Source organism: Flavobacterium sp. (assembly GCF_029945805.1).
Classification (GTDB): Bacteria; Bacteroidota; Bacteroidia; order Flavobacteriales; family Flavobacteriaceae; genus Flavobacterium.
In genome coordinates this window covers 129,680-154,740 of the sequence record NZ_JAQSDH010000033.1, presented here as the reverse complement: position 1 = coordinate 154,740, position 25,061 = coordinate 129,680, and the positions used below count along the sequence as shown (strand labels likewise).

Annotated in this window: 26 protein-coding genes; 14 read left to right on the top strand and 12 right to left on the bottom strand. The window is 34.8% G+C overall.

What is annotated here, in order from left to right:
- Positions 1-7: 7 nt before the first annotated feature.
- Together PSU83_RS08055 and PSU83_RS08050 are read right to left on the bottom strand one after the other, a co-directional pair.
- The gene (locus PSU83_RS08055) at positions 8-292 is read right to left on the bottom strand and encodes a hypothetical protein (RefSeq protein WP_300588674.1); all 285 of its coding nucleotides are present in this window, start codon (positions 290-292) and stop codon (positions 8-10) included.
- On the bottom strand, positions 289-486 hold the full coding sequence (locus PSU83_RS08050) for a hypothetical protein (RefSeq protein WP_300588672.1): 198 nt from the start codon (positions 484-486) through the stop codon (positions 289-291). The genes PSU83_RS08055 and PSU83_RS08050 overlap by 4 nt, the downstream gene beginning before the upstream one ends.
- A gap of 250 nt (positions 487-736) precedes the next feature.
- On the opposite strand from PSU83_RS08050, the gene PSU83_RS08045 reads away from it, so the two are divergent.
- Complete coding sequence (locus PSU83_RS08045; protein WP_300588670.1) at positions 737-2,599, top strand: ABC-F family ATP-binding cassette domain-containing protein; 1,863 nt, start codon at positions 737-739, stop codon at positions 2,597-2,599.
- 105 nt (positions 2,600-2,704) lie between these two features.
- A complete protein-coding gene (locus PSU83_RS08040) occupies positions 2,705-3,484 on the top strand; it encodes a class I SAM-dependent methyltransferase (RefSeq protein ID WP_300588668.1) in 780 nt (259 codons plus the stop codon).
- A 61-nt stretch (positions 3,485-3,545) separates the two neighbouring features.
- Here PSU83_RS08040 and PSU83_RS08035 read toward each other — a convergent pair whose 3' ends face one another.
- On the bottom strand, positions 3,546-4,214 hold the full coding sequence (locus PSU83_RS08035; protein WP_300588666.1) for a hypothetical protein: 669 nt from the start codon (positions 4,212-4,214) through the stop codon (positions 3,546-3,548).
- Positions 4,215-4,416: 202 nt separating this feature from the next.
- Between PSU83_RS08035 and PSU83_RS08030 the strand changes: the two genes are divergently transcribed.
- The 5 genes from PSU83_RS08030 to PSU83_RS08010 all read left to right on the top strand — a co-directional run bounded on the left by PSU83_RS08030 (position 4,417) and on the right by PSU83_RS08010 (position 10,423).
- A complete protein-coding gene (locus tag PSU83_RS08030) occupies positions 4,417-5,115 on the top strand; it encodes an ABC transporter ATP-binding protein (RefSeq protein ID WP_300588663.1) in 699 nt (232 codons plus the stop codon).
- Positions 5,116-5,305: 190 nt separating this feature from the next.
- Positions 5,306-5,875, top strand: coding sequence for a cob(I)yrinic acid a,c-diamide adenosyltransferase (locus tag PSU83_RS08025; RefSeq protein ID WP_300588661.1), 570 nt, complete (start codon positions 5,306-5,308; stop codon positions 5,873-5,875).
- A gap of 198 nt (positions 5,876-6,073) precedes the next feature.
- Positions 6,074-6,295: a DUF2795 domain-containing protein gene (locus PSU83_RS08020; RefSeq protein WP_002986941.1), complete on the top strand. Its 222-nt coding sequence runs from the start codon at positions 6,074-6,076 to the stop codon at positions 6,293-6,295.
- A 95-nt stretch (positions 6,296-6,390) separates the two neighbouring features.
- Complete coding sequence (gene secA, locus PSU83_RS08015) at positions 6,391-9,738, top strand: preprotein translocase subunit SecA (RefSeq protein ID WP_300588658.1); 3,348 nt, start codon at positions 6,391-6,393, stop codon at positions 9,736-9,738.
- A gap of 106 nt (positions 9,739-9,844) precedes the next feature.
- Positions 9,845-10,423 carry a hypothetical protein gene (locus PSU83_RS08010; RefSeq protein WP_300588656.1) on the top strand — a complete coding sequence of 193 codons (579 nt, stop codon included), beginning with the start codon at positions 9,845-9,847 and terminating at the stop codon, positions 10,421-10,423.
- Between the two features lie 223 nt (positions 10,424-10,646).
- Here the strand turns inward: PSU83_RS08010 and PSU83_RS08005 are convergent, their stop codons facing one another.
- Positions 10,647-10,772: a hypothetical protein gene (locus PSU83_RS08005; RefSeq protein WP_300588654.1), complete on the bottom strand. Its 126-nt coding sequence runs from the start codon at positions 10,770-10,772 to the stop codon at positions 10,647-10,649.
- 183 nt (positions 10,773-10,955) lie between these two features.
- Positions 10,956-11,117: a hypothetical protein gene (locus PSU83_RS08000; RefSeq protein WP_300588652.1), complete on the bottom strand. Its 162-nt coding sequence runs from the start codon at positions 11,115-11,117 to the stop codon at positions 10,956-10,958.
- A 176-nt stretch (positions 11,118-11,293) separates the two neighbouring features.
- Here PSU83_RS08000 and PSU83_RS07995 point away from each other — a divergent pair, with 176 nt between their 5' ends.
- Positions 11,294-12,187 carry a hypothetical protein gene (locus PSU83_RS07995; RefSeq protein WP_300588650.1) on the top strand — a complete coding sequence of 298 codons (894 nt, stop codon included), beginning with the start codon at positions 11,294-11,296 and terminating at the stop codon, positions 12,185-12,187.
- A 12-nt stretch (positions 12,188-12,199) separates the two neighbouring features.
- Here PSU83_RS07995 and PSU83_RS07990 read toward each other — a convergent pair whose 3' ends face one another.
- From PSU83_RS07990 to PSU83_RS07980, 3 genes are read right to left on the bottom strand one after another with little or no spacing between them, the layout of a single operon-like run.
- The gene (locus PSU83_RS07990; RefSeq protein ID WP_300588649.1) at positions 12,200-13,597 is read right to left on the bottom strand and encodes an FAD-linked oxidase C-terminal domain-containing protein; all 1,398 of its coding nucleotides are present in this window, start codon (positions 13,595-13,597) and stop codon (positions 12,200-12,202) included.
- A 38-nt stretch (positions 13,598-13,635) separates the two neighbouring features.
- On the bottom strand, positions 13,636-14,844 hold the full coding sequence (locus PSU83_RS07985) for an MFS transporter (RefSeq protein WP_300588647.1): 1,209 nt from the start codon (positions 14,842-14,844) through the stop codon (positions 13,636-13,638).
- On the bottom strand, positions 14,845-15,756 hold the full coding sequence (locus tag PSU83_RS07980; RefSeq protein WP_300588645.1) for an AEC family transporter: 912 nt from the start codon (positions 15,754-15,756) through the stop codon (positions 14,845-14,847).
- A 100-nt stretch (positions 15,757-15,856) separates the two neighbouring features.
- On the opposite strand from PSU83_RS07980, the gene meaB reads away from it, so the two are divergent.
- Both meaB and PSU83_RS07970 read left to right on the top strand, forming a co-directional pair.
- On the top strand, positions 15,857-16,942 hold the full coding sequence (gene meaB / locus PSU83_RS07975; protein WP_300588643.1) for a methylmalonyl Co-A mutase-associated GTPase MeaB: 1,086 nt from the start codon (positions 15,857-15,859) through the stop codon (positions 16,940-16,942).
- Positions 16,943-17,014: 72 nt separating this feature from the next.
- Complete coding sequence (locus PSU83_RS07970; protein ID WP_300588797.1) at positions 17,015-18,031, top strand: LLM class flavin-dependent oxidoreductase; 1,017 nt, start codon at positions 17,015-17,017, stop codon at positions 18,029-18,031.
- Here PSU83_RS07970 and PSU83_RS07965 read toward each other — a convergent pair.
- A complete protein-coding gene (locus PSU83_RS07965) occupies positions 18,024-18,647 on the bottom strand; it encodes a hypothetical protein (protein ID WP_300588641.1) in 624 nt (207 codons plus the stop codon). The two genes, PSU83_RS07970 and PSU83_RS07965, sit on opposite strands and share 8 nt — an antisense overlap.
- A gap of 1,025 nt (positions 18,648-19,672) precedes the next feature.
- A complete protein-coding gene (locus PSU83_RS07960; protein WP_300588639.1) occupies positions 19,673-19,897 on the bottom strand; it encodes a hypothetical protein in 225 nt (74 codons plus the stop codon).
- Between the two features lie 739 nt (positions 19,898-20,636).
- On the opposite strand from PSU83_RS07960, the gene PSU83_RS07955 reads away from it, so the two are divergent.
- From PSU83_RS07955 to PSU83_RS07940, 4 genes are all read left to right on the top strand, one after another.
- On the top strand, positions 20,637-21,119 hold the full coding sequence (locus tag PSU83_RS07955; RefSeq protein WP_300588637.1) for a hypothetical protein: 483 nt from the start codon (positions 20,637-20,639) through the stop codon (positions 21,117-21,119).
- 74 nt (positions 21,120-21,193) lie between these two features.
- Positions 21,194-21,841 carry a hypothetical protein gene (locus tag PSU83_RS07950; RefSeq protein ID WP_300588635.1) on the top strand — a complete coding sequence of 216 codons (648 nt, stop codon included), beginning with the start codon at positions 21,194-21,196 and terminating at the stop codon, positions 21,839-21,841.
- Complete coding sequence (locus tag PSU83_RS07945; RefSeq protein WP_300588633.1) at positions 21,817-22,596, top strand: ATP-binding protein; 780 nt, start codon at positions 21,817-21,819, stop codon at positions 22,594-22,596. Before PSU83_RS07950 ends, PSU83_RS07945 begins: the two co-directional genes overlap by 25 nt.
- 50 nt (positions 22,597-22,646) lie before the next feature.
- A complete protein-coding gene (locus PSU83_RS07940) occupies positions 22,647-23,291 on the top strand; it encodes a response regulator transcription factor (protein ID WP_300588631.1) in 645 nt (214 codons plus the stop codon).
- Positions 23,292-23,295: 4 nt separating this feature from the next.
- On the opposite strand, the gene PSU83_RS07935 is transcribed toward PSU83_RS07940, so the two are convergent.
- Both PSU83_RS07935 and PSU83_RS07930 read right to left on the bottom strand, forming a co-directional pair.
- On the bottom strand, positions 23,296-23,526 hold the full coding sequence (locus PSU83_RS07935; protein WP_300588629.1) for a hypothetical protein: 231 nt from the start codon (positions 23,524-23,526) through the stop codon (positions 23,296-23,298).
- Between the two features lie 85 nt (positions 23,527-23,611).
- Positions 23,612-24,994, bottom strand: a complete 1,383-nt coding sequence (locus PSU83_RS07930; protein WP_300588627.1) for an MATE family efflux transporter — start codon at positions 24,992-24,994, stop codon at positions 23,612-23,614.
- Between the last annotated feature and the right edge of the window lie 67 nt (positions 24,995-25,061).

Genomic DNA, 25,061 nt, shown 5'->3' with positions numbered 1-25,061 from the left:
TAAATCTTCAAGATTTTTTAGAGTGTTCCAAAATAACATGTAATTCAATTATTTTTGTTGTAGCATCAAAACTGTAATAAAGAGAAGTTTGTTTTGAAATAACTAGAATATAAACTTCTGATATTTTGTTGTAAGCGCCTATTTCAGGATTTTTAGATAATAGTTTTAAATTGGTGTCGACTAGAATTTTAAACTTCTCAACTTCTTTATAATTCCATTTCAAAAATATGAATTCAATTTCATCTAAATAAGTTTGTAATGCGGTTGAATCCCAATTAAAACTATAATTCATTTTAAAATAGGATAACGCTCTTTAATTTTAAGCATGGCCTCTTCATGAGAAATAACAGCACCTACTTTGTGATTTTTTTTAGATTTCTCAATCGATTGAAATAAAATAGGATTTAATTTATCAACATTTTCTTTAGCTGCAGTTTCATAAACTTCAGAAGGTTCTTTAGCGGTATTTTTCTTTTTATCATTCATTTCTACTGATTTTACATTTCAAATATATGAAATTTTTAAAAGGTAAAAACACAAAAGACCCTAACTCTTTAACCCCGATTGTAATGGAAATCCTTTTTGGGATTGCCTTGCAACCTAGTGAAAAGGAAATCCTGAAAAGATTGGAATGAAAAGCGGGAATAAGATTAACTGATAAAGATCAAGCCGTTCGTTTCAAATAAAAGATTGCTTCATCACTCGCAATAAACTACTTTTGCAAAAAATTGTTACCGTGAATTACCTTTCAGTAGAAAATATATCGAAGTCATTTGGCGAAAGAACTTTGTTTGAAAACATCTCTTTCGGAATTAATAAAGACCAGAAAATTGCGTTTATCGCCAAAAATGGTTCGGGGAAAACCCAAATTATGAAAATGATTAATGGTGATGATGAACCGGATTCGGGTCAGATTATCATTCGAAAAGGAATCAAAATGGCCTTTCTTTCGCAAAACAATCAACTTCAAGATGAACTGACGATTGAAGAAAGTGTTTTTGCTTCGGATAATGATATTCTACATGTAATTGAGCGCTACGAAAAAGCATTGGAAAATCCGGAAGATGAAGAAAAATACCAATTGGCTTTTGACGAAATGGACAGCCACAATGCTTGGGATTTTGAAACGCAGTTCAAGCAAATTTTATCCAAATTAAAACTAGATGATTTAAAACTAAAAGTAAAATCGCTTTCGGGTGGACAGAAAAAACGATTGTCATTGGCCATTATTTTGATCAATCGTCCTGACTTACTGATTTTGGATGAGCCAACGAATCACTTGGATTTAGAGATGATTGAATGGTTGGAAAGCTATTTTGCTAAAGAAAATATTACGTTGTTTATGGTAACACACGATCGTTTCTTTTTGGAGCGCGTTTGTAACGAAATCATCGAATTAGACAACGGAAAACTATACAATTACAAAGGAAATTACTCTTATTATCTTCAAAAGAAAGAAGAACGCATTGCGATGGAAAATTCGAGTGTTGATAAAGCGCAAAATCTTTTTGTAAAAGAATTGGCTTGGATGCGCCGTCAACCGAAAGCGAGAACGACCAAATCAAAATCGCGGCAAGATGATTTCTATTTGATTAAAGAAAAAGCGGAAAGTCGACGTAAAGAAAATGTTGTAGAGCTTGAAATCAATATGGAACGTATGGGCAGCAAGATTATCGAACTGCACAAATTGTATAAAAAATTCAAAGACAAAACGATACTTGATAATTTTACTTATGATTTTCAGCGTGGCGAACGCATTGGAATCATTGGAAAAAACGGAACTGGAAAATCGACGTTTCTGAATATCTTAACCAAAACTATGCTTCCAGATGCTGGTAAAGTGGTCATTGGCGATACGATTAAAGTAGGTTATTATACGCAAAGTGGAATCAATCCGAAACCGGGACAAAAAGTAATTGATATTATTAAAGAATATGGTGAATACATTCCGCTTACGAAAGGTAAAATCATTTCGGCTTCGCAGTTATTGGAACGTTTCTTATTTGATGCCAAAAAGCAATATGATTTTGTTGAAAAATTAAGCGGTGGTGAATTAAAACGATTGTATTTGTGTACGGTTTTGATTCAGAATCCGAATTTCTTGATTCTCGATGAGCCAACGAATGACTTGGATATCGTGACGTTGAATGTTTTGGAAAGTTTCCTTTTGGATTATCCAGGATGTTTATTGGTAGTTTCTCACGATCGCTACTTTATGGATAAAATTGTAGATCATTTGTTCATTTTTAGAGGTGAAGGACAAATTGAAGATTTCCCAGGAAATTATTCTGATTTCAGAGCCTATGAAGATTCTACAGAGCCTAAAAACTTGTCGAGCGTAAGCACGGAAAAAGTCAATTGGAAAGAGAAAAATAATACTGCTGCTGGACTGAACTTCAACGAGCAGAAAGAATTCAACAAAATTGAACGTGAAATTAAGGATTTGGAATACGAGAAAAAACAAATCGAAAACCAATTCGCTGACGGAAAAGTTGCTGATGCAGATATTACGGCAAAAGCCAAAGAATTGGAAGTCATCATCAAGAAAATGGAAGAAAAAGAAACGCGTTGGTTTGAGCTTTCTTCAAAAATGGAATAGCTATTTCACAGAGATTCACAGAGAAAAAAAAGATTCGCAGAAATAAATTTAAAAATTTAGTGAATCTCTGGGCAAACTCCGCGAATCTCTGTGTAACAAAAAAATATGTTACACATCATAAAATCATATTTAAAGTTTCTTTGGAAATCCAAAAACGAACACGGAGTACATTCTCCGTTTGTATTTAGTTTGGTTACCAAATGTTTTTACGACAAGAAGAAATATGCTGAATATTCTATTCTGAAAAGTTATCGAAATTCGCTTTTGGCAAATAAAAATAAAATAGAAGTTACCGATTTTGGCTCAGGTTCACGAGTTTTCAAAAGCAACACTCGAGCGATTGACCAAATTGCTATGAATGCTGGAATCTCTTCTAAAAGAGCCGAATTACTTTTCAGAATTGCTAATTATTTTCAACCAGAAAATATTCTGGAAATCGGAACTTCATTAGGATTGGCTACTTCTGCCCTTTCACTAGGAAATAAAAACTCCAAAATAACAACATTAGAAGGTTGTCCTGAAACAAGTTCGATTGCAAAAAAGCAATTTCAAGAATTTAAATTTGATACTATAAATCCTGTTGTAAAAGAGTTCTCAGAATATTTAAAAAGCTATCAGTTAACAGCTGACAGCTATCAGCTAATTTACTTCGACGGCAATCATTCCAAACAAGCCACTTTAAACTATTTCGACTTATTATTACCAACAGTTACTAACGAAAGTGTCTGGATATTTGATGATATTCATTGGTCACAAGACATGGAAGAAGCTTGGGAAATTATTCAAAATCATCCCAAAGTTACCGTAACTATTGATACGTTTCAGTGGGGAATTGTATTCTTTAGAGACGAACAATTGAAAGAACATTTTGTGATTCGGGCATAAAAAAATGGCAACCATCCCTGATTGCCATTTCTTACATTAAAAACCAACTTCTTTTATTTCTTTATTCCTTAGCTTCTGAATTTTCTCTTGCTTTTGCACCAATACGGTTTATTTTGAACTCTGGCGCAAATTTGAATTTTATAGATGCAATTTTATTGTTGTCTTCAGAAGTTAATCCTTCTTTCTCAACAGTATTTTTTCTGCTATCTAAGGCTTCATATAATAATTTTGTTTCATCAAAATCTTCTCTAGAAAAATCTCCTTTGTTTGCTTTATAAGAATCGTAAAAATCTTGGTAAACTTTTAGGATATTATCCTTATTTACCCATGAAAAGTTCATATCTTCTCCAACTTTACCTTCACCAAAAAAGCGATCTCTAACCATTTGATTAGGCGTTTTTACAACAGGTTTTGCTGCTTCCAATTCAGCCATATATTTAGCTTTCATTGCTTCATATTTCATTTTGCTGGCAGCCAATTTTTCTCTTAACGCTTCATTGTCTGATTCCGTTAAAGAAGTTTCAGCATCAGCAATTTTCATTTGATAGCTAGCATCAATTGATTCCCAATTCGCCTTTGCATCATCCGCTGCTACATTTCCTAATGAGTCCACATAGACAACATAATTGTTAACTGTTTTTTCGGCTTTTGTCGCCTTTTCATCTTTACAAGATGTAAAACCTAATGCTACTGTAGCAAGGATCGCGATTGTAAATACTCTTTTTTTCATAATTATTTGAATTAGTTAATTTGTTTGATGTAAAATTACTTAGATTGAACACCTTACCTGTTACAGTTTTTTCCAAATGATTTATAGAATTGCTATTCTTTGCTAAAAAAATAAACATTTTCCTTAGTAGAATTGTAACAAAAACACACCTTCAATTACTTATCTTTACAATTCTAAATCAACACCGACAATCTTACAAGAAATGGCAAATCCTTTAATCAACATCAAAAAATTAACACGTGATTTCGTTTTAGGGAATGAAATCATTAACGTTTTAAGAGGCATCGATTTACAAATTAACAAAGGAGAATATGTCGCACTGATGGGACCTTCAGGATCAGGAAAGTCGACATTGATGAACCTTTTGGGATGTTTAGACACACCAACATCGGGCACCTATATTCTAAACGGAAAAGATGTCAGCCAAATGCATGATGATGATTTAGCCGAAATTCGCAACAAAGAAATTGGTTTTGTTTTCCAAACTTTCAACCTATTGCCCAGAACAACGGCATTAGATAATGTAGCGTTGCCAATGATTTACGCTGGTTATTCCAAATCGGACAGAAATGAACGCGCAACAGAAGTACTAAACCAAGTGAATCTTTCCGATAGAATGGACCATCAACCCAACCAACTTTCGGGTGGGCAACGTCAACGTGTAGCGATTGCTCGAGCTTTGGTAAACAAACCTTCTATCATTCTTGCCGATGAGCCCACTGGAAATCTTGACAGCAAGACTTCAATAGAAATCATGAATCTTTTCAACGACATTCACAAAAATGGGAATACGGTTATTTTGGTTACTCATGAAGAAGATATTGCCAAATATGCACACAGGATTATCCGTCTGCGCGATGGTGTGATTGAAAGCGATAATTCAAATCCGAATCATTTATAGTTTTAAAACTAAGCTTTTCAAAGTTAGGAGCGAATGGTTCGGGCTTTATCAGTGATCCATTTTCCTGCTGTCCGTTCTACTTCGTGCCACTACCATCAGGGCTAAAGAGTAATCTATTTGGATAATTTGCTACCTTTGAAACCAACTAATAATAAGTAGTGAATTCATAACTTCTAATTCATAATTAAATATGAAAGTATATACTAAAACCGGCGATACAGGAACCACAGCACTTTTTGGAGGCACGCGTGTCCCAAAACATCATATCCGCATTGAAAGCTACGGAACTGTTGATGAACTCAATTCCCATATCGGATTAATCCGAGATCAAGACATCAATACTTTATATAAAAATGTGCTAATTGAAGTCCAAGACAGATTATTTACTGTAGGAGCTATATTGGCAACACCACCCGATAAAGAAACATTAAAAAATGGTCAACCTCGATTACAAAACTTAGGCATTGTTGAAACCGATATCGAATTTCTTGAAATAGAAATAGACACTATGGAAGAATCTTTGCCACAAATGACGCACTTTGTTTTACCTGGTGGACACACTACTGTGTCATATTGTCACATCGCACGTTGCGTATGCCGGAGAGCCGAACGTTTAGCCGTGCATTTGAACGACTTAGAGCCTACGGATGAATTGGTAATAAAGTACTTGAACCGACTTTCTGACTACCTTTTTGTCTTGGCACGGAAGTTGTCTTTCGACCTGCACGCTGACGAAGTGCAATGGATACCTAGGAAATAGTGTTCACTGTTCAGTACCCAGATTTCGGAATAATTTAAGTAAGTAGAAAATCGTTTTAAAAGACGAGAAATGAACACTAAAAGCTGAAAGCTGACCACTTGAAAAAACACGTTCTTAAACATATTAAAAAATAAATCAAAAAAAACTTGACTTTTTCAGTAATAAATTTATTTTTGCATAAAATTAAATCAATATAAAATGTATTGGACATTAGAATTAGCATCTTATTTAAGTGATGCGCCATGGCCGGCAACCAAAGATGAACTTATTGATTATGCAATCAGAACTGGTGCACCGTTAGAAGTAGTAGAAAATTTGCAATCTATAGAAGATGAAGGAGAAATCTATGAATCTATGGAAGAAATTTGGCCAGATTACCCAACCGACGAAGATTATCTTTGGAACGAGGATGAATATTAAAAAATAAAAAAACACAAAAGAGAAAAGTCCACTGAGGGCTTTTTTTTTGTTTAAATTTGCAGACCTTATAAAAACATATAATACCAAACCCGATTATGAGTTTCATAAATAGCATTATCAAAGCTTTTGTAGGCGACAAATCTCAAAAAGATGTCAAAGCTACTCAACCTTATATTACCAAAATTAAAGCTTTGGAGCCAGCAATGGCAAAACTTTCACACGATGAGTTGAGAGCTAAAACAACTGAATTCAAACAAAAAATAAAAGAAGCTCGCGCTAAGCAAGATTCTGATATCGAAGCTAAAAAATTGGAAGCTGAAAATACAGCCGATATCGACTTAAGGGAAGATATTTATAATGCTATTGATGCTTTACAAAAAGAAGCTTACGAAATCTCAGAAAAAGTTTTAATGGAAATCCTTCCAGAAGCTTTTGCTGTAGTTAAAGAAACAGCAAAACGTTTCAAAGAAAACACAACCATAACCGTTACTTCATCCGAAAAAGACAGAGAACTTTCGGCTACAAAACCTTATATTACTTTAGTTGGTAACGAAACCAATTGGGCAAACCAATGGAACGCTGCCGGAAAACAAATCACTTGGGACATGATTCACTACGACGTTCAGTTGATTGGTGGAATCGTGCTACACGAAGGTAAAATTGCCGAGATGCAAACGGGTGAAGGTAAAACATTGGTAGCTACACTTCCACTATATTTGAATGCTTTGACAGGAAATGGAGTGCACCTAGTAACAGTGAATGACTACTTAGCCAAACGTGATAGTACTTGGAAAGCACCATTATTTGAATTCCACGGTATGACAGTGGATTGTATTGATAATCATTCGCCAAACTCAGATGCGCGCAGAAAAGCATACGAAGCAGATATTACTTATGGAACGAATAACGAATTTGGTTTCGATTATTTGCGTGATAATATGGCTCATTCGCCAGAAGATTTGGTACAAAGAAAACACAATTACGCCATTGTCGATGAGGTCGATTCTGTATTAATTGATGACGCTAGAACGCCATTGATTATCTCTGGACCAGTTCCTGATGGCGATCGTCACGAGTTTACCGAGTTAAAACCAAAAATCGAAAATCTTTATAATTTACAACGTCAATTAGCAAACGGATTCTTAACAGAATCGAAGCGTTTGTATAAAGAAGGTAAAATGAAGGACGCAGGTTTCCAATTGTTGAGAGCCTACAGAGCATTACCAAAAAATAAAGCTTTAATCAAATTCTTAAGTGAAGAAGGAGTAAAAGCATTACTTCAGAAAACAGAAAATGAATATATGGAAAACAACAACCGCAAAATGCCGGAGGTTGACGAAGCTTTGTATTTTGTGATTGAAGAAAAAAACAATCAGGTAGAATTGTCAGATAACGGAATTCAATTTCTTTCGAAAGATACAGATGCTACCTTTTTTGTTCTTCCAGATATTGGAACTGAAATTGCCAACATCGAAAAACAACATCTGGATAAAGATGCTGAAGCGGAAGCAAAAGAAAGATTATTCCAAGATTTCGGAATCAAATCAGAACGAATTCACACCTTAACACAGTTATTGAAAGCCTATACCCTTTTTGAAAAAGATGTAGAATATGTAATCATGGACAACAAGATTTTGATTGTTGATGAGCAAACGGGTCGTATTATGGATGGCCGTCGTTATTCTGACGGTTTGCACCAAGCCATCGAAGCTAAAGAGCAAGTTACTATTGAAGCAGCAACTCAGACATTTGCTACAATTACTTTACAGAATTACTTCCGTATGTACAGTAAATTGAGTGGTATGACTGGAACAGCGGTAACAGAAGCTGGCGAACTTTGGGAAATCTACAAATTAGATGTTGTAGAAATTCCGACTAACCGTGGAATGTCAAGACAAGATAAAGAAGATTTAATTTACCGTTCGGTTCGTGAAAAATTTAATGCTGTTATTGAAGACGTTACTCAGTTATCTCAAGCCGGAAGACCCGTTCTTATCGGAACAACATCTGTAGAAATTTCAGAATTATTGAGTCGAATGCTAAAAATACGTGGCGTAAATCACAACGTATTGAATGCAAAAATGCACAAACAAGAAGCACAGATTGTAGAAGAAGCTGGTAAATCTGGAGTAGTAACCATTGCAACCAATATGGCTGGTCGTGGAACCGATATCAAGCTTACACCGGAAGTTAAAGCTGCTGGTGGATTGGCAATTATTGGTACGGAACGTCACGATTCACGTCGTGTTGACCGTCAGTTGCGTGGTCGTGCTGGTCGTCAAGGAGATCCGGGAAGTTCGCAATTTTATGTTTCGTTAGAAGACAACTTAATGCGTTTATTCGGTTCTGAAAGAGTAGCTAAAATCATGGACAGAATGGGATTGAAAGAAGGCGAAGTGATTCAACATTCGATGATGACCAAATCTATCGAACGTGCTCAGAAAAAAGTAGAAGAAAACAACTTTGGTACGCGTAAACGTTTGCTTGAATACGATGACGTAATGAACGCTCAACGTGAAGTAGTATACAAACGTCGTCGTCACGCATTGCACGGTGAACGTTTAAAATTGGATATAGCAAATATGTTATATGATACTTGCGAGTTAATCATAAGCGAAAATAAAGGCGCGAATAATTTTAAGAATTTCGAATTTGAATTGATTCGCTATTTCTCTATAACGTCTCCTGTTTCACAAAGCGATTTTGAGAAAATGACAGAACAATCGTTGACTGGTAAAGTATATAAAGCCGCAATGGAATATTATTCTGAAAAAACTGCAAGAAGTGCGCGTGAGGCATTACCTATTATAACAGATGTTTACAAAAAAGAGGGCAATACATTTGAACGAATCATTGTTCCGTTTTCAGATGGAATTAAGAGTTTGAATGTCGTGACCGATTTAAAGAAAGCATTTGATTCAAACGGAGCACAATTGGTAGCTGATTTCGAAAAGAATATCACACTTGCCATTGTTGATGAGGCTTGGAAAAAACACTTACGCAAAATGGACGAACTAAAACAATCGGTTCAACTGGCAGTTCACGAACAAAAAGATCCATTGCTAATTTATAAATTAGAAGCATTTAAATTGTTCCGAACCATGTTAGATGGTGTAAATAAAGAAGTAATTTCGTTCTTGTTTAAAGGCGATTTGCCACAGCAAAATAATACGATTCAAGAAGCGCGTCAGGTACGTGAAAAACAGAATTATATTGAAAGTAAAGACGAAATTGAAAGTAGTGAAAGTGCTAATCGTGAAGCAAGTCAGGCAGCGTCTCAGCGTCCACAAATAACTGAAACTATTGTGCGTGATCAGCCAAAAATTAATCGTAATGACACTGTTACAATCAAACATGTAATGAGCGGAAAAACCGAAGCCATGAAATATAAAAAAGCAGAAAGCATGCTTGCTACTGGTGACTGGGTTATTGTTCACGAATAAATTTTACTACACAAATAATTTCATTAGTAAAATCAAAATGGATTAAAATACAATCCCCAAAAGTGCAAACTGATGGGGATTTTTTATATTTGGTAAAATTAAAATAATGAAAAAAACACTTTATATCGCATTCTTGTTTATTGGATTTTCTGCTCTAGCACAATCTACGGAAAGCCTTAAAACTTCCACTAAGAAACTTTACGAAGCGAATTTTTTGATGGATTTTGAAACCATTGCCTCCAATTCCTATCCAAAAATGATTGAAATAATTGGAACTGACGCCTTTTTTGAAAAGATAGAGAAACATTTTGAGAATGAAGAATTCAGGTTGCGATTGCAGCTCGAATCCGTTCCGTTTTTATTTGGACCAATAAAGAAATTAGAAGAAAAATCTTTTTGTGTAATTACGTTTCGGAATCCGATTCGCTATACTTATGAAACTAAATTAACTGCCGAAACTGCTGTAGCAAAATCAGATTGGTTGAAAGACAGTAACAAAACCAAAGAAGTAACTTTCGAGCCCAAAAGAAATAGTTTCAACGTGAGGAAAATAACAACATTTGTCGCTGTAGCTGATGGAACAACAAACAATAATTGGAAGTTTTTCAACCTTGATGATGCCATTCAGAATGAAAGTTTTCAGAGTATTTTTGGCGAAAGCGTGAAAAAACAATTGGGTTTATAAAAAATAGTATTTACCTTTACTTTACTTATTACTAACCCAACTAATAAATTTATATCATGGCAAAAGGAAAAGATACTCAGAAAGCAGTTAAGAAAGAACCTTTAAAGACGGCAAAAGAAAAGAAAGAGGAGAAACGCGAGAAAAAGAATACTCCAAAAAGAGATTAACACAAAAAAACCACCGATAATCAGGTGGTTTTTTTAGTAAAAACCTAATAGAAATCTTAAAAATTGTATCCAGCACCAACGAAGATTTCTGGAACAGCAACAGCTACCAAATCTAATGAATACTTAGCATTTACATCAATTTCTTCAGTAATATCATAAGTAGCTCCTAAATCGATGTCCACTTCTAATTTATCTTCTTAAGCATCTGAAAAATAGTTGCACTCACTGCAGCCAAAGTGGTAAACTTTTCTGCAAACGTATATTTAGCTTAAACGGATACGCTGGAAAAGTTAGAATCTGAAATAGCACGTATAAACTTCTGCATATAAATGAAATTTCTCGGTAATACTGAGAGAGGCAAAGCCTCAAACAATGAATCCTTTTTTAAAAGCTGTAGTAGAACTCCCTGAAACTTCAACTTTAATTGAAGCAACGTCAACTCGGGCTTTACCGCCAAATTTTGTTTTTTGTGCGTGAGCAAATGTCACAGCCAATACAATCGAAATAAATTGTATTTTTTTAATCATTTAAACCGTTTAGATAAATAATGATATAAAAATTCCTAAACGCAAAAAATATCGCACTGCGGCAAATTACACATCTAGAGTTTACAATGAAAAATTAAATCCGAGTTAAGAATAATATAAAATTTAACAACTGTTCTGTGTTATCTATAAAACTTAAGACTTATTTTTATAAAAAAATGAAAAAATTAAGTGTAACTACTGAAAATTTATTCAACAAATTTTTATCTGAGACAACTAAAACTAAAAGTGAAAAAGTAGTGGTTACCATTGCGATAATTAGTTTTATAGTTCATTTATTCCTAATATTTTTAGTCGATTTTAATTGGATAAATCCGAATGATTTTTCGGGATTATTAAAAAGTCCGATGGTGGCTATTTATACTCCGTTTTCATTTATACTACTTTACGAAGCGTATCTTTTGGTATACTATCTGCCAAAATCTACTACCAAATATATCGGGAAGCAATATGAAATTATTACTTTAATAATAATACGACGCATTTTTAAGGATTTATATAAGTTAGAATTTACATCGGATTGGTTTAGCAAAAAAGACAATATCTTATTTACATTAGATGTCCTAGCGGTGCTGATCCTATTTTATTTAATATATGTTTTTTACAAAATTTTAGAAGTAAAACAAAGACCAAAAATTTCAATTGAAGTTGAAAAATTCATCGAATTAAAAAAAATAATTGCAACCATTTTAGTACCACTATTTTTACTCTTGGCCATCTATAATTTTAGTCATTGGATTTACGAAAATTTTTATTCTTTGAATCAGACTGCTGTTTCTATAAAGAATACTAACAAAATTTTCTTCGAAGAATTTTTTACCGTACTAATTTTAATAGACGTTTTACTGCTACTATTTTCTCTTTTTCATACCGATAAATTCAATCAAGTGATTCGCAATTCCGGTTTCATCATTTCAACGATTTTAATCAAACTTTCGTTTAATATTGATGGGGTTTTAAACACAATTATTACCGTTGCCGCTGTATTAATTGGCGTTTTAATATTATATATTCACAACAAATATGAGAAATTAGAAGCCAGCATGAATTAAAAATTTTCATAACTAATCAGGAAAAATCTTTCCAGGATTAAGAATATTGTTGTGATCAAAAACACGTTTGATGCTTTCCATCAATTCCAAATGAGTTTTGGAAAATGCAATATCCATAAAGTTTTTTTGGACGTAGCCTATACCGTGTTCCCCAGACAAAGTTCCTTTAAGAGCAACGGTCAATTCAAATAATTCACGAATCCCAATCGGAACTTGCGTATCCCAATTATCATCTGTCATATCGCCTTTTATGATGTTCACGTGAAGATTGCCATCACCAGCATGACCGTAACAAACCGATTTAAAACCATACTTAGCTCCTATTTTTTTTATTCCGGTTAACAATTCAGGCAGCATATATCGAGGCACAACGGTATCTTCTTCTTTGTAGATTGAATTTGATTTTACGGCTTCTGCAACCGAACGACGCATTTTCCAAAGTGCATTTTTCTGATCTTCGGTATCGGCAAACAAAACTTCATCAATCTCAAATTGCTCGACAACCGTCAGTATCTTTTCTGCTTCCAACATTAAAATTTCAGGATAATTCCCATCCACTTCAATCAATAAATGCGCTTGTACTTTATTATTTACTTCAATATTTATTGTGCTGTTGTATTTCAATGTCCAATCAATAGCATCGCGTTCCATAAACTCCATCGCACTTGGAATAATACCCGCTCTGAAGATTGCAGAAACCGCTTCACAAGCTTGAGCCGCATTATAAAACGGAACTAACATTAAAACGTTGTGCTTATTCTGAGGCAATAGTTTCAACACTGCTTTGGTAATCACACCTAAAGTTCCTTCGCTTCCCACCATCAATTGAGTCAAATTGTAACCCGTAGAATTTTTTAACGTATTGGCTCCCGTCCAAATGATTTCGCCATTGGGCAACACTACTTCTAAATTAAGTACATAATCTTTGGTTACGCCATACTTGACAGCTCTTGCTCCACCAGCGTTTTCAGCGATATTGCCGCCTATCCAGCAGCTTCCCATACTGCTTGGATCAACGGGATAAAACAACCCTTTTTCGGCTACAGCTTCACGTAAAACTTGATTAATCACGGCCGGTTCAACAAGAACCTGAAGATTTTGCTCATCAATTTCAAGAATTTTATTCAAACGTTCCATTGACAAACCTATTCCTTCATAAATAGATAAAGCGCCACCACTTAAACCTGTCCGCGCTCCTATTGGCGTGGTTGGAATTTTATATTCATTGGCCACTTTCAATATTTCTGAAATTTCAAAAGTTGTACCTGGTTTCACTACAACATGTGGCGGAAAAACATAATCTTCCGTCTCGTCGCGACCGTAATGATTTCGGGTTTCGATATCGGTAAAAACATAAGATTCACCTACGATTTGAACTAATTTTTGAAGTGCTTCGGGATGCAGTGCCATTTTTTAAAAATTGAAAAGTAAAAATACTAATTACATCGTTATTTCTTCTTCAAATTGGGAAGAAAAAAACAAATAATTCCGATAAGAGGCAAATACGAACACACATGATATACGTATTGAATAGAAGTATTATCCGCTAAGATTCCTAGTAATGCAGAACCCAAAGCGCCCATTCCGAAAGCAAAACCATAGAACAATCCAGAAATCATTCCGAGTTTTTTAGGTACTAATTCTTGCGCATAAACCAATATTGCTGGAAATGCCGACGACATGATAATTCCGATGGTAATCATTAAAACATCGGTCCAAAACAAATTTACATAGGGCAATAATAAAGCAAACGGCGTCGCTCCAAAAACAGACAACCAAATGACGTGTTTTCGTCCGATTTTATCACCTAGCGGACCACCAAGAATGGTTCCAAGCGCATAAGCAATCAAGTAAATGAACATGTGAAATTGCGCTTCCTTTATTGACAAATGAAACTTATCCATGATATAAAAAGTGTAGTATGTGGACAAACCTGCGGTATAGAAAAACTTCGAAAAAATAATCAGCAACAACACCAAAATAGCCCATTTTACTTTGCTTTTGGACAGGTTATGATAATCGATAAATACCAAAGGTTTGTTCTTTCTAAAAACCAAATGGTCGCGATACCAATAGGCAATTTTACTAATAAAGCCCAACGCAATTACAACAGCAACAATAAACCACAGAATATAGCGTTGCGAATTAGGCACTACAATTAAGGCTACTAAAAGCGGTGCCAATGCTGTTCCAAAATTACCGCCAACCTGAAAAATAGATTGTGCTAAACCCCGTTTTCCACCCGATGCCATATTGGAAATACGTGCCGATTCAGGATGAAAAATCGCAGAACCTATTCCGATGAAAACCACGGATAACACTATCCAATAAAAATTATTTGCAAACGATAAGGATACAATTCCCGCCAAAGAAAACAACATTCCATAAATTTGAGAGAAAGGTTGCGGAAATTTATCGGTATAATAGCCAACAAAAGGTTGAAGCAATGATGCGGAGAGTTGAAAAGCAAAGGTTATTAATCCGATTTGTGAAAACGAAAGCTGATAACTTTCTTTTAAAATCGGGTAAACCGACGGTATGATTGCCTGGATTAAGTCATTTAGCAAATGTGCAAAACTTATCGAAAACAATATGGAATACATTGTTTTTTGTAGTAAATCTTTGCTTTTTATAGTAGTATTTATTGAAGTTTCCATTTAAAATAATTGTAAAATAAAGTACCAAAAAGCAAGCGTTATAAAAGATAAAGGAATTCCGATTCCGACCATCATACTGCTCAATTTTGGTTTTAATCCGTAACTTGAAGCTAAAATTGCTCCCGTAATCATTGGCGCCATCGCTGATTCCATAACTGAAATATCAACGGCTATTCCTTTTCCACCCAGTATAATTTTATATACTATGAGAAAGATGGCTGGAGTTATAATCAATTTAAAAAGCAAACCTAATCTGAGGAATTTCCAATGCTGACTTCGTTTGTCAATTTTTAATTGAAGTCCAACAGAAACTAGTGCCACTGGAGTTATCGTAGTACCAAGCTTTTGAAATACCGTTTGAAAATATTCAGTAAAATCTACTTTTAAGAGATTCATTAGTAAGGCAATAACAAACGCTAAAAAAGGTGGAAATATTAAAATTTTTCTAATTATTTCAGTTGAACTCGATTTGCCTTTGCTGAAAATTCCAGCGGTAATAATGCCTAATGTCGCCATCACTACAAATGTTCCTGGTTGATCAACGATGATGGCGGTTTTCAATCCTTCATCCCCATATAAAGCTTGAATTATTGGAAAGCCTACGAACGAAGTATTTCCTAAACCGGCAGTAATAATCAAGCAACCTATCAATCGCTTCGGCCAGCCAAATCGTTTACCGATGCAATAGAAAAACAAAAAAGACAATCCAAATCCAATCCAAGCAACGCCTAACGGATATAATAAACTAGCAGAAATTGAAATTTTGGGAATGTAAAACAATGCCAAACCGGGCAAAGCAACATAAATAATGAATTGGTTGAGTGCTAAGTATCCATTTTTAGGAAAGGCTGGTACCCGTTGCATTCCCAAACCCACAAGTAAACAAATAAAAATCAACAGAATGTTATCCATTCGGAATTTGCATTTATTTTGCAAAGGAACAGCAAAAAAATGAAACGTTTGAATTTATTAGGACGCAATATTTTACTAAATTTACCCAAACGATTTTCCCTTGAACGAAAAGCATAATAAGAAATCTGCACTTCATGAAAAAGACGGCATTCCGCAACCGGAAAGCTTTAGTGCGTCGGCTTTGCAAAAAATTGTCAACAGCAGAAAACTGCAACCTTCAGCAAGCGAACTCATTAACCGAATCATTGCACACGATAAAGTAGCCTTGAGCCGTGCCATTACTTTAGTAGAAAGTACAAATGTTACCCATTTGGCGAAAGCCAACGAAATCATTAACGGATGCTTACCTTATGCCAACAAATCAGTACGAATCGGAATTACAGGCGTTCCTGGCGTTGGAAAATCTACTTTTATTGAAGCATTCGGGAAGCATTTAACATCTTTAGGTAAAAAAGTTGCCGTCTTAGCAGTTGATCCAAGCAGTACGATTTCGCACGGTAGTATTCTTGGTGATAAAACCCGAATGGAAGAATTGGTAAAAGATGAACATGCTTATATCCGACCTTCAGCATCGGGAGAAACTTTGGGTGGTGTGGCGCGTAAAACGCGTGAAGCCATTATTCTTTGTGAAGCGGCGGGATTTGACACCATCATTATTGAAACGGTTGGCGTAGGTCAAAGTGAAACTGCGGTTCATTCGATGGTCGATTTCTTTTTGTTACTTAAAATTTCTGGTGCTGGCGATGAATTACAAGGCATCAAACGCGGCATTATGGAAATGGCGGATGCTATAGTAATCAACAAAGCCGACGGCGATAACATCAATAAAGCCAAATTGGCAAAGGCCGAATTCAATCGCGCACTTCATATGTTTCCGGCAAAAACTTCGGGCTGGATTCCAACGGTTGCAACCTGTAGTTCGATAACTGGAGACGGAGTTGATGCCGTTTGGGAAACAATTTCCAAGTATCTTGAATTGGTTAAAACCAATCAGTATTTTGAGCACAAGCGCAAGGAACAAAATCAATATTGGATGCTTGAAACCATCAACGAACAGTTGAAAACCAACTTTTATAACCATCCCGAAATTATAACTTTGCTCGACGAAAATAAAAAGGCGGTTGCCAATGATGAGATTTCTCCTTTTGCTGCAGCTCAAATTTTGTTGAAGAAGTATTTTGAATAATTCCAATATCATAAAGTTTTTAAAACACTAGGCTAACTACTGAATACGTTAGTTAATTTTGTAAAAAAAATGATGTCTAAAACACTTCAATCCATAAACATCTCCGTTCTTGATTTAGCCATAGTTCCTGAAAATGGCGCGGCTGCGATAACGTTTTCCAATAGCGCTTCTATTGCGCAACATACCGAAAAATGGGGCTACAAAAGATATTGGCTTGCCGAACATCACAATATGGAAGGTATTGCCTCAACCGCTACCGCAGTTCTTATCGGTCATATTGCCTCCAAAACCAGTACTATTCGCGTGGGTTCGGGTGGCATTATGCTTCCCAATCATACGCCGCTTGTAGTTGCAGAACAATTTGGCACACTTGCCACTTTATTTCCAGGACGTATTGATCTTGGACTCGGACGCGCTCCCGGAACCGATCAACTGACGGCAATGGCTTTGCGCCGAAATGCGGATACGTCAAGCGATTTTCCATTGCATGTACAAGAACTTCAAAAATATTTATCTGCCAGCAATACAACTTCTTCCGTTAGGGCTTTTCCGGGCGAAGGTCTTGACATTCCGATTTGGATCTTGGGATCGAGTACAGACAGTGCTCATTTGGCGGCGGCACTCGGTCTTCCTTATGCTTTTGCGAGTCATTTTGCACCGGCACAATTTCCTCAGGCAATTGCCATTTACCGTCGCGAATTTAAACCGTCTGCCCAATTAGCGGCACCTTATATAATGGCCTGTGTGAATGTAATTGCAGCAGATACCGATGCCGAAGCAGCACATTTGGCAACGTCTTTCAAACGATTGTTTCTTGGCATTTTGACTGGAAACCGCAGAAAACTAGCTCCACCAGTTGACTCCGAAGGTCTTTTTGATTATACCGAAGAAGCGGCTTTACAACAAATGATTAAATATTCGTTTGTGGGTGGACCCGAAAAAGTACGGACAGAATTAGACGAATTTATAACTACCAGTGGTGTTGATGAACTTATGATTACCTCAGCCATTTATGATCATCAAGCAAGATTGCATTCATATGAAATTGTGGGGGAACTCCACAAAAGAAAAAGTGATTCACCTAGTTAAGGCTCGCTGATTTTGGTTTGTTTCGCGGAATTAGTGATTTAGAAGTAAATACAATTGCCTGAAGCGCAAACAGGATGACTATAATTAAGGCAAATACAAATTGGGAAGAGGTTTTTCCTGAGACATATAAGGTTTCAGCATAATCCATTATTTTTTTTGATTCTTCTAATTGGATTGTGGATAGTTGATTTAAGACATTTAGTGCCTTATTAGCAACTTCTAATTTGACTGGAGTATTTCTTAAAAGTATAGATTCAAACTCATTTACTATCTTTTCTAACTCTTGTGCTTTCGCTTTTTCTACAAGTGTAAATTTGGTTTTTTGATAGGCATTATTTGCTTCTTTAATGGTTAAAAGTAAATTGTTGGTCCAATTAACTTTGTTGACATCATTAGCGTCTGAATGAATTACTTCACGAATTTGATAGACTCCGCTTGTCATTTTTAAGATGTATTCCTCAGCAATTAACCGATCTTCATATAAAGTACTTATAGCATTTTTTACGTTATCAGTATGGTTTCGGTCTATGTAATTACTGGCTAAAACCAATATAAATAGTAACAATAGTATGCCCGATGCTGCCAATTTATTTTTTATACTATACGTCCAATTCATAATTTTCAGAGGTTTAGATTACATTTCAAAAATAGGTTTGATTTTCAACGTATGCATTTGAGCTTATTTTGAAGCGCTTAGTAAGTTACGAACTTTAGAAGTGGTTAGCTCCTTTTTGATTAAAAATTACCGCTAAAAGTAAAAGTGGATTTACTACAAAATTCGGAATTGCGAGTAACGGCTGCTGGCAAATGGCCTATTTTCATTACAATCTAATGCGCTCCGTTTCATTATCCATTTTTTTGTTATGCTTCCACATTAAAAGAAGTAAAAAAAATCAGTGTAAATAGGACGATTACATTTTTCATGTTGTTGATTTTAAAACTTACTTTAGAATTAGACATGGGATAAAACAGATTCTAGCTATTTGAGGTTTTGTTTTTATAATCGAATTTTTAAGTTTTTATTTTCAATTATTATACTATCAAATTCCCAATTTTTTTGGATTTCTGTGCGACCATAAATTCATAGCTCCCTTCAATTTATTTCCGCTTAAGGGTACAATTATTCTTAACGGATTTTTAATATTGAAATAAAAAGCTTTTCTGTCGAAAATTTCGCTAGTATTTACAGGTTTTAAATATCCGAACTTTTCCCCTGTTTCATTATTTTTATTTGCACTATCAATTGCAATTTCATACTATGAAGAATCTGAATTAGCTAAAAGATAAAATTCTAAATTTCCATTTAAGAATAAATATGAAGATTTTATACATAAAATAAAAATTACAATACATGCAAACAGCCAAATTATATTTTGTTTCCAGAAAGGTTTTTTAATTAAAAGTTCGTTGTTCTTATTTTGATTTTTTTTTTGAAATATAACGCTAAAAGATTTATGGTCGTTACAAAACGTACATAATTCTTAATATCAGTAATTTACAAATAAAAAAACTGTTTTTATTCTTGCCAATATACTATTTGTTTCATTAAACAGTGTGATAGGCCATGTTCCAAAGTGAGAAAGCTAGTTTAACATGCCGCTATTTATCTTGTACAATAGAATAAAATCAAAGACAAAATCCCTACATAAGATACGTTTTCACCGCACTCACAAAAGTTGTCGGACGCAGGGTTTCAGAATTGGTTTTTAGGCATTGGTCAACGGCATAACTAATTCGCATTCTAGAATAGTTTGGAAATTCTTCGGCAATAAGTCTTATCAGCGTTCTACGATCCACCGGATCATTAGCATTAATGAATCTGTAGTCATACAGCGCTTTACATTGGTCTTCTACATTTTTCCACATGAGCCATTTTGTTTTTTATCCTCGCCACCCCTCTTAAATTAAAGTCTCAAATAAAATCGCAAGAGGTTTGGAAGGATTTATATTAAGTTATTTTGGTTCAATCCGAATGAATTAAAGCAGTTTAGAATCCATAGACAATTTTCTAAGGAATCATTTTGACAGCAACCATTGGCAGCTAGCTATCTACTATTTCACGTCGTGCGCTGTTTTACAATTTTGTCAATATGTACAACTCAAACCCCACAATAATGATACTACAAAACAAAATAATTTTGATAAAAACTGGGGCTGCTTTATCTGATATGATAAGCTTACTTGGTCTATTGGTGTCAAAAAATTTCATCGCTTCATTATTTTAAATGACTTTAGACAAAAACCTGCCCTTTCTTGAACTTCAAATACCACAATGAAGCTACGGGCAGGATTTTAACTTAACTCCCTCTTTTTTTGTAAGGTGAAAACCGTTTTGAAAACAGTCCCAAAAAAGCAGGTTATTCTATAAAAAGAACTTAAGTTCTAAAGTATATCAAAGTTCCAAATTCAATTTCACTAATCGTATAGGGTTTTTACGGTATCTGCTACCGTGTTTTTACTATATTTTCAAGACTAAAAAATGGTAAAAACCCTAAGCGCCATGTGAAAAATAATGATTTGATTTGCTAAGTAAGAATGAATATTGCTTACTTTAATTGCCTTTAAAACTATAATCCTAATAATTAAACCCTAAAAACTAAACAAAATGGCGGCCAAAACAATGAATATTGACCTTGTTGAAGAAATGGTTACTAACTACAAATCAAAACAGTACCTTTCAATTGTGACCAATACTATTAATCCGATGTCGTTTGACGCGCAGTCGGTTTGGTTTGACTTACAGGCTTTAAAAGATTTTATTGCCACTATTGAAGATGAAGCTGCCAAACATCCTGAATACAATCTGAAAAATTTTGGGGCTCGTTTTTATTATACCTCGTATCCAAAAAATGATTCTTGGGACGAACCCAGTTATGAAGACATTGCGGATGTCAATAAACAATATGAAAAACTACATACGCTGGTAGCCATTCCTACTGCCGAAATGGATGGGGTGAATTCCGACTTTGATCCTTTTGATGTAAATACATACACGGGAAAAAAACCAACTGGTACCGCTACTGTCATCATGGCTAAAAATCACGGAAGTCTAACACCGCCAGAAACTAATACCGGTTTATGGTTTTAAGTTGTATAACTAGTATATTTAACCTGTTTTATTCCGAACGGAATACCCATTCAATAAACTTGGTTTGATAAAGTATGTCTGATCTTCAAAATGTACTCGTAAAAATATTGTTGGTTGCTGAAGTAGCTGCTGCTGTTATTGGAGTTATTAAGTTTAAAAAATTTAGAGATACGCATTGGAAATGGTTTATTTATTTTCTGATATTTATTGCACTTTGCGAGTTACTAAGTTTTTTTGTATTGTGTTATTTTATAAAGTTTAGAGGCTACTTTTATGATTTTTTTGTCATACCTGTTGAGTTTTTATTTCTCTTTTGGTTGTACAGTTATAAGTCTTTGGGTAAGAAAAAGTTGTTTTGGATTAGTGCGATTATCTACACCTTATCGCTGTTTCCATATTTTGTTTTTGGAGAATATACGCTCGTCAATTCGTTTAATTATATCGTAGGGACATTTTTGCTGAGCTTCATGATCATCTTAGAATATGACAAACAAATAAAATCAGATGCTATCTTAAAGTTTAAAGAAAACATGATGTTTTACATTAATACGGCAGTAGGTTTGTTCTTTGTTGGCACACTCCCCTTTTTCGCGTTTCACAGTCTGATTTGGAAAGATGCGGTTATTTGGAGTAACTATTATTTATTTTTTATGCTTACCAATATTTTAATGTACACACTATTTTCAATCGCTTTACTATGGGGGAAACCGAATACTTACTGATAACCATCATTTTTAATTTTTTGTTTCTTTTATTTATTGTAGCCATAGTATCGTATGTATGGCAATATAAACTGAAGAAAAGAGAACACACTTACGCCATTCAGAACCAACAAGAGTTACATCACAAAGAACTTTTATCTATTCAATTGGAAATGCAACAAAAGACGATGCAAGAAATTGGTAGGGAAATACACGACAATATTGGACAAAAATTAACCTTGGCTAGCTTATACATTCAAAACCTACTTTACGAAAATAAAAAACTAGAAAACACAGAAAGTATAGAAAATATTGGTTCAATTATTAATGATTCTTTAGCCGATTTGAGACAATTGTCTAAAACATTGACCGACGATAGTATTGCTACAAAATCAATAGTGACCCTTTTTCAGATTGAATGTCAAAAAGTCAACAAGCTCAAGAAGTGTTGGTTTACTTACGACACTGCAATTCAAGACAGTGAGGTGAATTATCATATGAAAAGTATGTTGTTGCGAATTGCTCAGGAATTTATTCAAAACAGTTTGAAGCATGGTCAATGCACATCGATTTCGGTAAATCTAAACTTAAAATCTGGCTTTATAGTACTCGAATTAGCAGATGACGGATGCGGATTTGATGTAAATCAGAGTGATTCGCTCGGAATTGGACTTCATAATATTAAAAAACGAACCGAAATCATTGGCGGCAATTTTAAATTACAGAGCAGTTCATCTGGAACGCAATTAATAATAAAATTACCGTGGACCCTTTAGTAGGTTAAAAAGTTAAAATGTTTATATTAGCTTCACCATAATTAGAAAAAATGAAGCATTCTATTGTCATTGTTGACGATCACATTTTAATCGCCAAAGCTATTGGTAGCATCATGACGAATTTTGAAGAATTTGAGGTGCTCTACGAATGTGGAAATGGCAAGGAACTTCAAGAAAAATTTACTACTAAAAATAACATTCCAAATATTGTATTGCTAGACATCAGCATGCCAATAATGAATGGATTTGAAACGGCAAAATGGCTGCACGAAACGCATCCAAGCGTTATGGTTTTAGCATTGAGTATGCAAGATGACGAGCAGAGTTTGATTCAAATGATAAAAAATGGAGCGCGAGGTTATTTGCTTAAAAATGTTTCGCCTTCCGAGTTGGAACGAGCGTTAAAAACAATAATCAACAACGGGTATTATTATCCCGAATGGGCATCCAACCTCATGATCTCAATCATGATGGGAAATGCTCCAAAAGGAACTTCAATAGCCACGGAGCTAAGCGACAGAGAAAAAGAATTCCTAAAACTTTGCATCACAGATATGAGCTACAAAGAAATCTCGGAAAAAATGTTTTGCAGCCCACGAACTATTGAAAGCTACAGGAATAGCTTATGTGAAAAATTGAATATTAAAACCCGTGTAGGTTTAGCAGTTTTTGCTATTAAAAGCGGATTAGACTAGAAAATTACTCTTCGTAACGCTCCATTTCTCTGTCGTAGAATTCTCCGGCCAACGTGATTAGATGTTCCATTTCGCTTTCTAATTCCGTTTCGTCTTCTCCTTCGAGATCTTCTAAAAACTCTACCTCATCATCTTTTAAATTGATAATAAAGCGCGGGAAATCAAGGTGAATAACATAAATGTCCACTTCTGGTGAATCGGAGTTGTCGGCAAGTAAAAATTTAGGTAATTCCATTTTATGTGGATTTGATTATTTTGTGGATTTGGTTATTCGTTAAAACAAAAGTACATAACTAATTTAGATTTCTGTAATCGGCACTCTACTTATCTGATGTCTGCGTTATGAGTTTTTTGGTTAGATAATGAAAACGAATATACAAAAATATTGCTGCAGCTGTTAGTCCGGCTAATAAGCCAATCCAAACGCCTACGGCTTTTAATTCTGTGAATTCTCCGAGGTAGAAGGAAATTGGGAAACCAATAATCCAATAGGCTACAAACGTAATATACATTGGAATCTTAACATCTTGCAAACCCCGTAATGCACCCAAAACTACTACTTGTAATCCGTCTGTAATTTGGAATACTGCCGCTACCAATAACAATTTGGCTGCAATAGCAATCACTTCTTGATTGTCGAGTAATTGGGTTTCGTTTTCCATATTTAGGAATAGATACGGTAAAATTTGGTGTAGTGCAACAAACATTACGGCAAATACAATTTCGATAAGTATGGCTAATAAAAAGATAGAACGCGCAACTATTACTAGCTGCTTATAATCATTCAAACCTTTCTGATTACTGACTCTAATCATGGCTGTCACGCTCAATCCCATCGCAACCATAAATGTCATTGAAGCTAAGCTCAGCGCAATTTGGTTTGCTGCTTGACTGGTTTTACCAATGTTTCCGCAAAGCCATATTCCGGCAGTAAAAAGTACCACTTCAAAAAGCATTTGCATGGCAGATGGAAATCCGAGATTGACAATTTTCCGAATCGATTCTTTCTTGATTTCTTCAAAACTAAAATTTTGAAAATATTGCTTTAGTTGTTCTTTTCTTGACAAAATAAAATGCATAAAAATAACCATGGCAATTCGGGATAGTACAGTTCCCAATGCGGCTCCAATAATTCCCATTTTAGGAAAAATCCAAAAGCCATAAATGAGGCAATAGTTGATAATTACGTGCAGGATATTCGCCATCACAATAGCATACATAGAAACTTTTGTCATTGATAATCCATCGGCAAACTGCTTGTATCCTTGATAAATAATCAGCGGAACGAGTGAAAAAGCTACCCAATCCACAAAAGGCTTAGCGAGCGCAATTACATCATCAGGTTGTTGGAGTAATTCCATTATCGGCTTTGCCAAAACTACTAATCCGAACAAAGAAAAACCTAAAATGATACATAAAAACAAGCCGTGATGAAAGGCAGAACGTATTTTGTTGTTATCCTTTTCAGCGTCTGCTTCAGCAACAATTGGCGTAATAGCAGTAGAAAATCCGATACCAATCGACATCGCAATAAAAATCATACTATTACCTAGAGAAACTGCAGCAAGCTCAGTACTACCTAACCGACCCACCATAATATTATCTACAATACCTATTAGCGTATGCCCCAACATTCCAATCATTACGGGATACGCCAATGTTAAGTTTCTTCTAAATTCTTTGGTATATACTGAGAGATTCATTTTGCAATTTTGAGTTTGCAAATGTAGTGGATTCAATGGCAATTAAAAAAAGCAATATCATTGAATT

What these genes read in the sequence shown, in the direction of transcription:
- PSU83_RS08030 (WP_300588663.1), top strand. Translation starts at nt 4,417, where the DNA reads ATGGCAAATCCTTTAATCAACATCAAAAAATTAACACGTGATTTCGTT.
- PSU83_RS07930 (WP_300588627.1), bottom strand. Translation starts at nt 24,994, where the DNA reads ATGAATCTCTCAGTATATACCAAAGAATTTAGAAGAAACTTAACATTG.
- PSU83_RS07960 (WP_300588639.1), bottom strand. Translation starts at nt 19,897, where the DNA reads ATGTGGAAAAATGTAGAAGACCAATGTAAAGCGCTGTATGACTACAGA.
- PSU83_RS08035 (WP_300588666.1), bottom strand. Translation starts at nt 4,214, where the DNA reads ATGAAAAAAAGAGTATTTACAATCGCGATCCTTGCTACAGTAGCATTA.
- PSU83_RS08040 (WP_300588668.1), top strand. Translation starts at nt 2,705, where the DNA reads ATGTTACACATCATAAAATCATATTTAAAGTTTCTTTGGAAATCCAAA.
- PSU83_RS07980 (WP_300588645.1), bottom strand. Translation starts at nt 15,756, where the DNA reads ATGGATAACATTCTGTTGATTTTTATTTGTTTACTTGTGGGTTTGGGA.
- PSU83_RS07965 (WP_300588641.1), bottom strand. Translation starts at nt 18,647, where the DNA reads ATGAATTGGACGTATAGTATAAAAAATAAATTGGCAGCATCGGGCATA.
- PSU83_RS07990 (WP_300588649.1), bottom strand. Translation starts at nt 13,597, where the DNA reads ATGGCACTGCATCCCGAAGCACTTCAAAAATTAGTTCAAATCGTAGGT.
- PSU83_RS07995 (WP_300588650.1), top strand. Translation starts at nt 11,294, where the DNA reads ATGAAAAAATTAAGTGTAACTACTGAAAATTTATTCAACAAATTTTTA.
- PSU83_RS07940 (WP_300588631.1), top strand. Translation starts at nt 22,647, where the DNA reads ATGAAGCATTCTATTGTCATTGTTGACGATCACATTTTAATCGCCAAA.
- PSU83_RS07935 (WP_300588629.1), bottom strand. Translation starts at nt 23,526, where the DNA reads ATGGAATTACCTAAATTTTTACTTGCCGACAACTCCGATTCACCAGAA.
- PSU83_RS08020 (WP_002986941.1), top strand. Translation starts at nt 6,074, where the DNA reads ATGTATTGGACATTAGAATTAGCATCTTATTTAAGTGATGCGCCATGG.
- PSU83_RS08055 (WP_300588674.1), bottom strand. Translation starts at nt 292, where the DNA reads ATGAATTATAGTTTTAATTGGGATTCAACCGCATTACAAACTTATTTA.
- PSU83_RS08010 (WP_300588656.1), top strand. Translation starts at nt 9,845, where the DNA reads ATGAAAAAAACACTTTATATCGCATTCTTGTTTATTGGATTTTCTGCT.
- secA (WP_300588658.1), top strand. Translation starts at nt 6,391, where the DNA reads ATGAGTTTCATAAATAGCATTATCAAAGCTTTTGTAGGCGACAAATCT.
- PSU83_RS07945 (WP_300588633.1), top strand. Translation starts at nt 21,817, where the DNA reads ATGGGGGAAACCGAATACTTACTGATAACCATCATTTTTAATTTTTTG.
- PSU83_RS08025 (WP_300588661.1), top strand. Translation starts at nt 5,306, where the DNA reads ATGAAAGTATATACTAAAACCGGCGATACAGGAACCACAGCACTTTTT.
- PSU83_RS08000 (WP_300588652.1), bottom strand. Translation starts at nt 11,117, where the DNA reads ATGATTAAAAAAATACAATTTATTTCGATTGTATTGGCTGTGACATTT.
- PSU83_RS07985 (WP_300588647.1), bottom strand. Translation starts at nt 14,844, where the DNA reads ATGGAAACTTCAATAAATACTACTATAAAAAGCAAAGATTTACTACAA.
- PSU83_RS07955 (WP_300588637.1), top strand. Translation starts at nt 20,637, where the DNA reads ATGGCGGCCAAAACAATGAATATTGACCTTGTTGAAGAAATGGTTACT.
- PSU83_RS07970 (WP_300588797.1), top strand. Translation starts at nt 17,015, where the DNA reads ATGTCTAAAACACTTCAATCCATAAACATCTCCGTTCTTGATTTAGCC.
- PSU83_RS08050 (WP_300588672.1), bottom strand. Translation starts at nt 486, where the DNA reads ATGAATGATAAAAAGAAAAATACCGCTAAAGAACCTTCTGAAGTTTAT.
- PSU83_RS07950 (WP_300588635.1), top strand. Translation starts at nt 21,194, where the DNA reads ATGTCTGATCTTCAAAATGTACTCGTAAAAATATTGTTGGTTGCTGAA.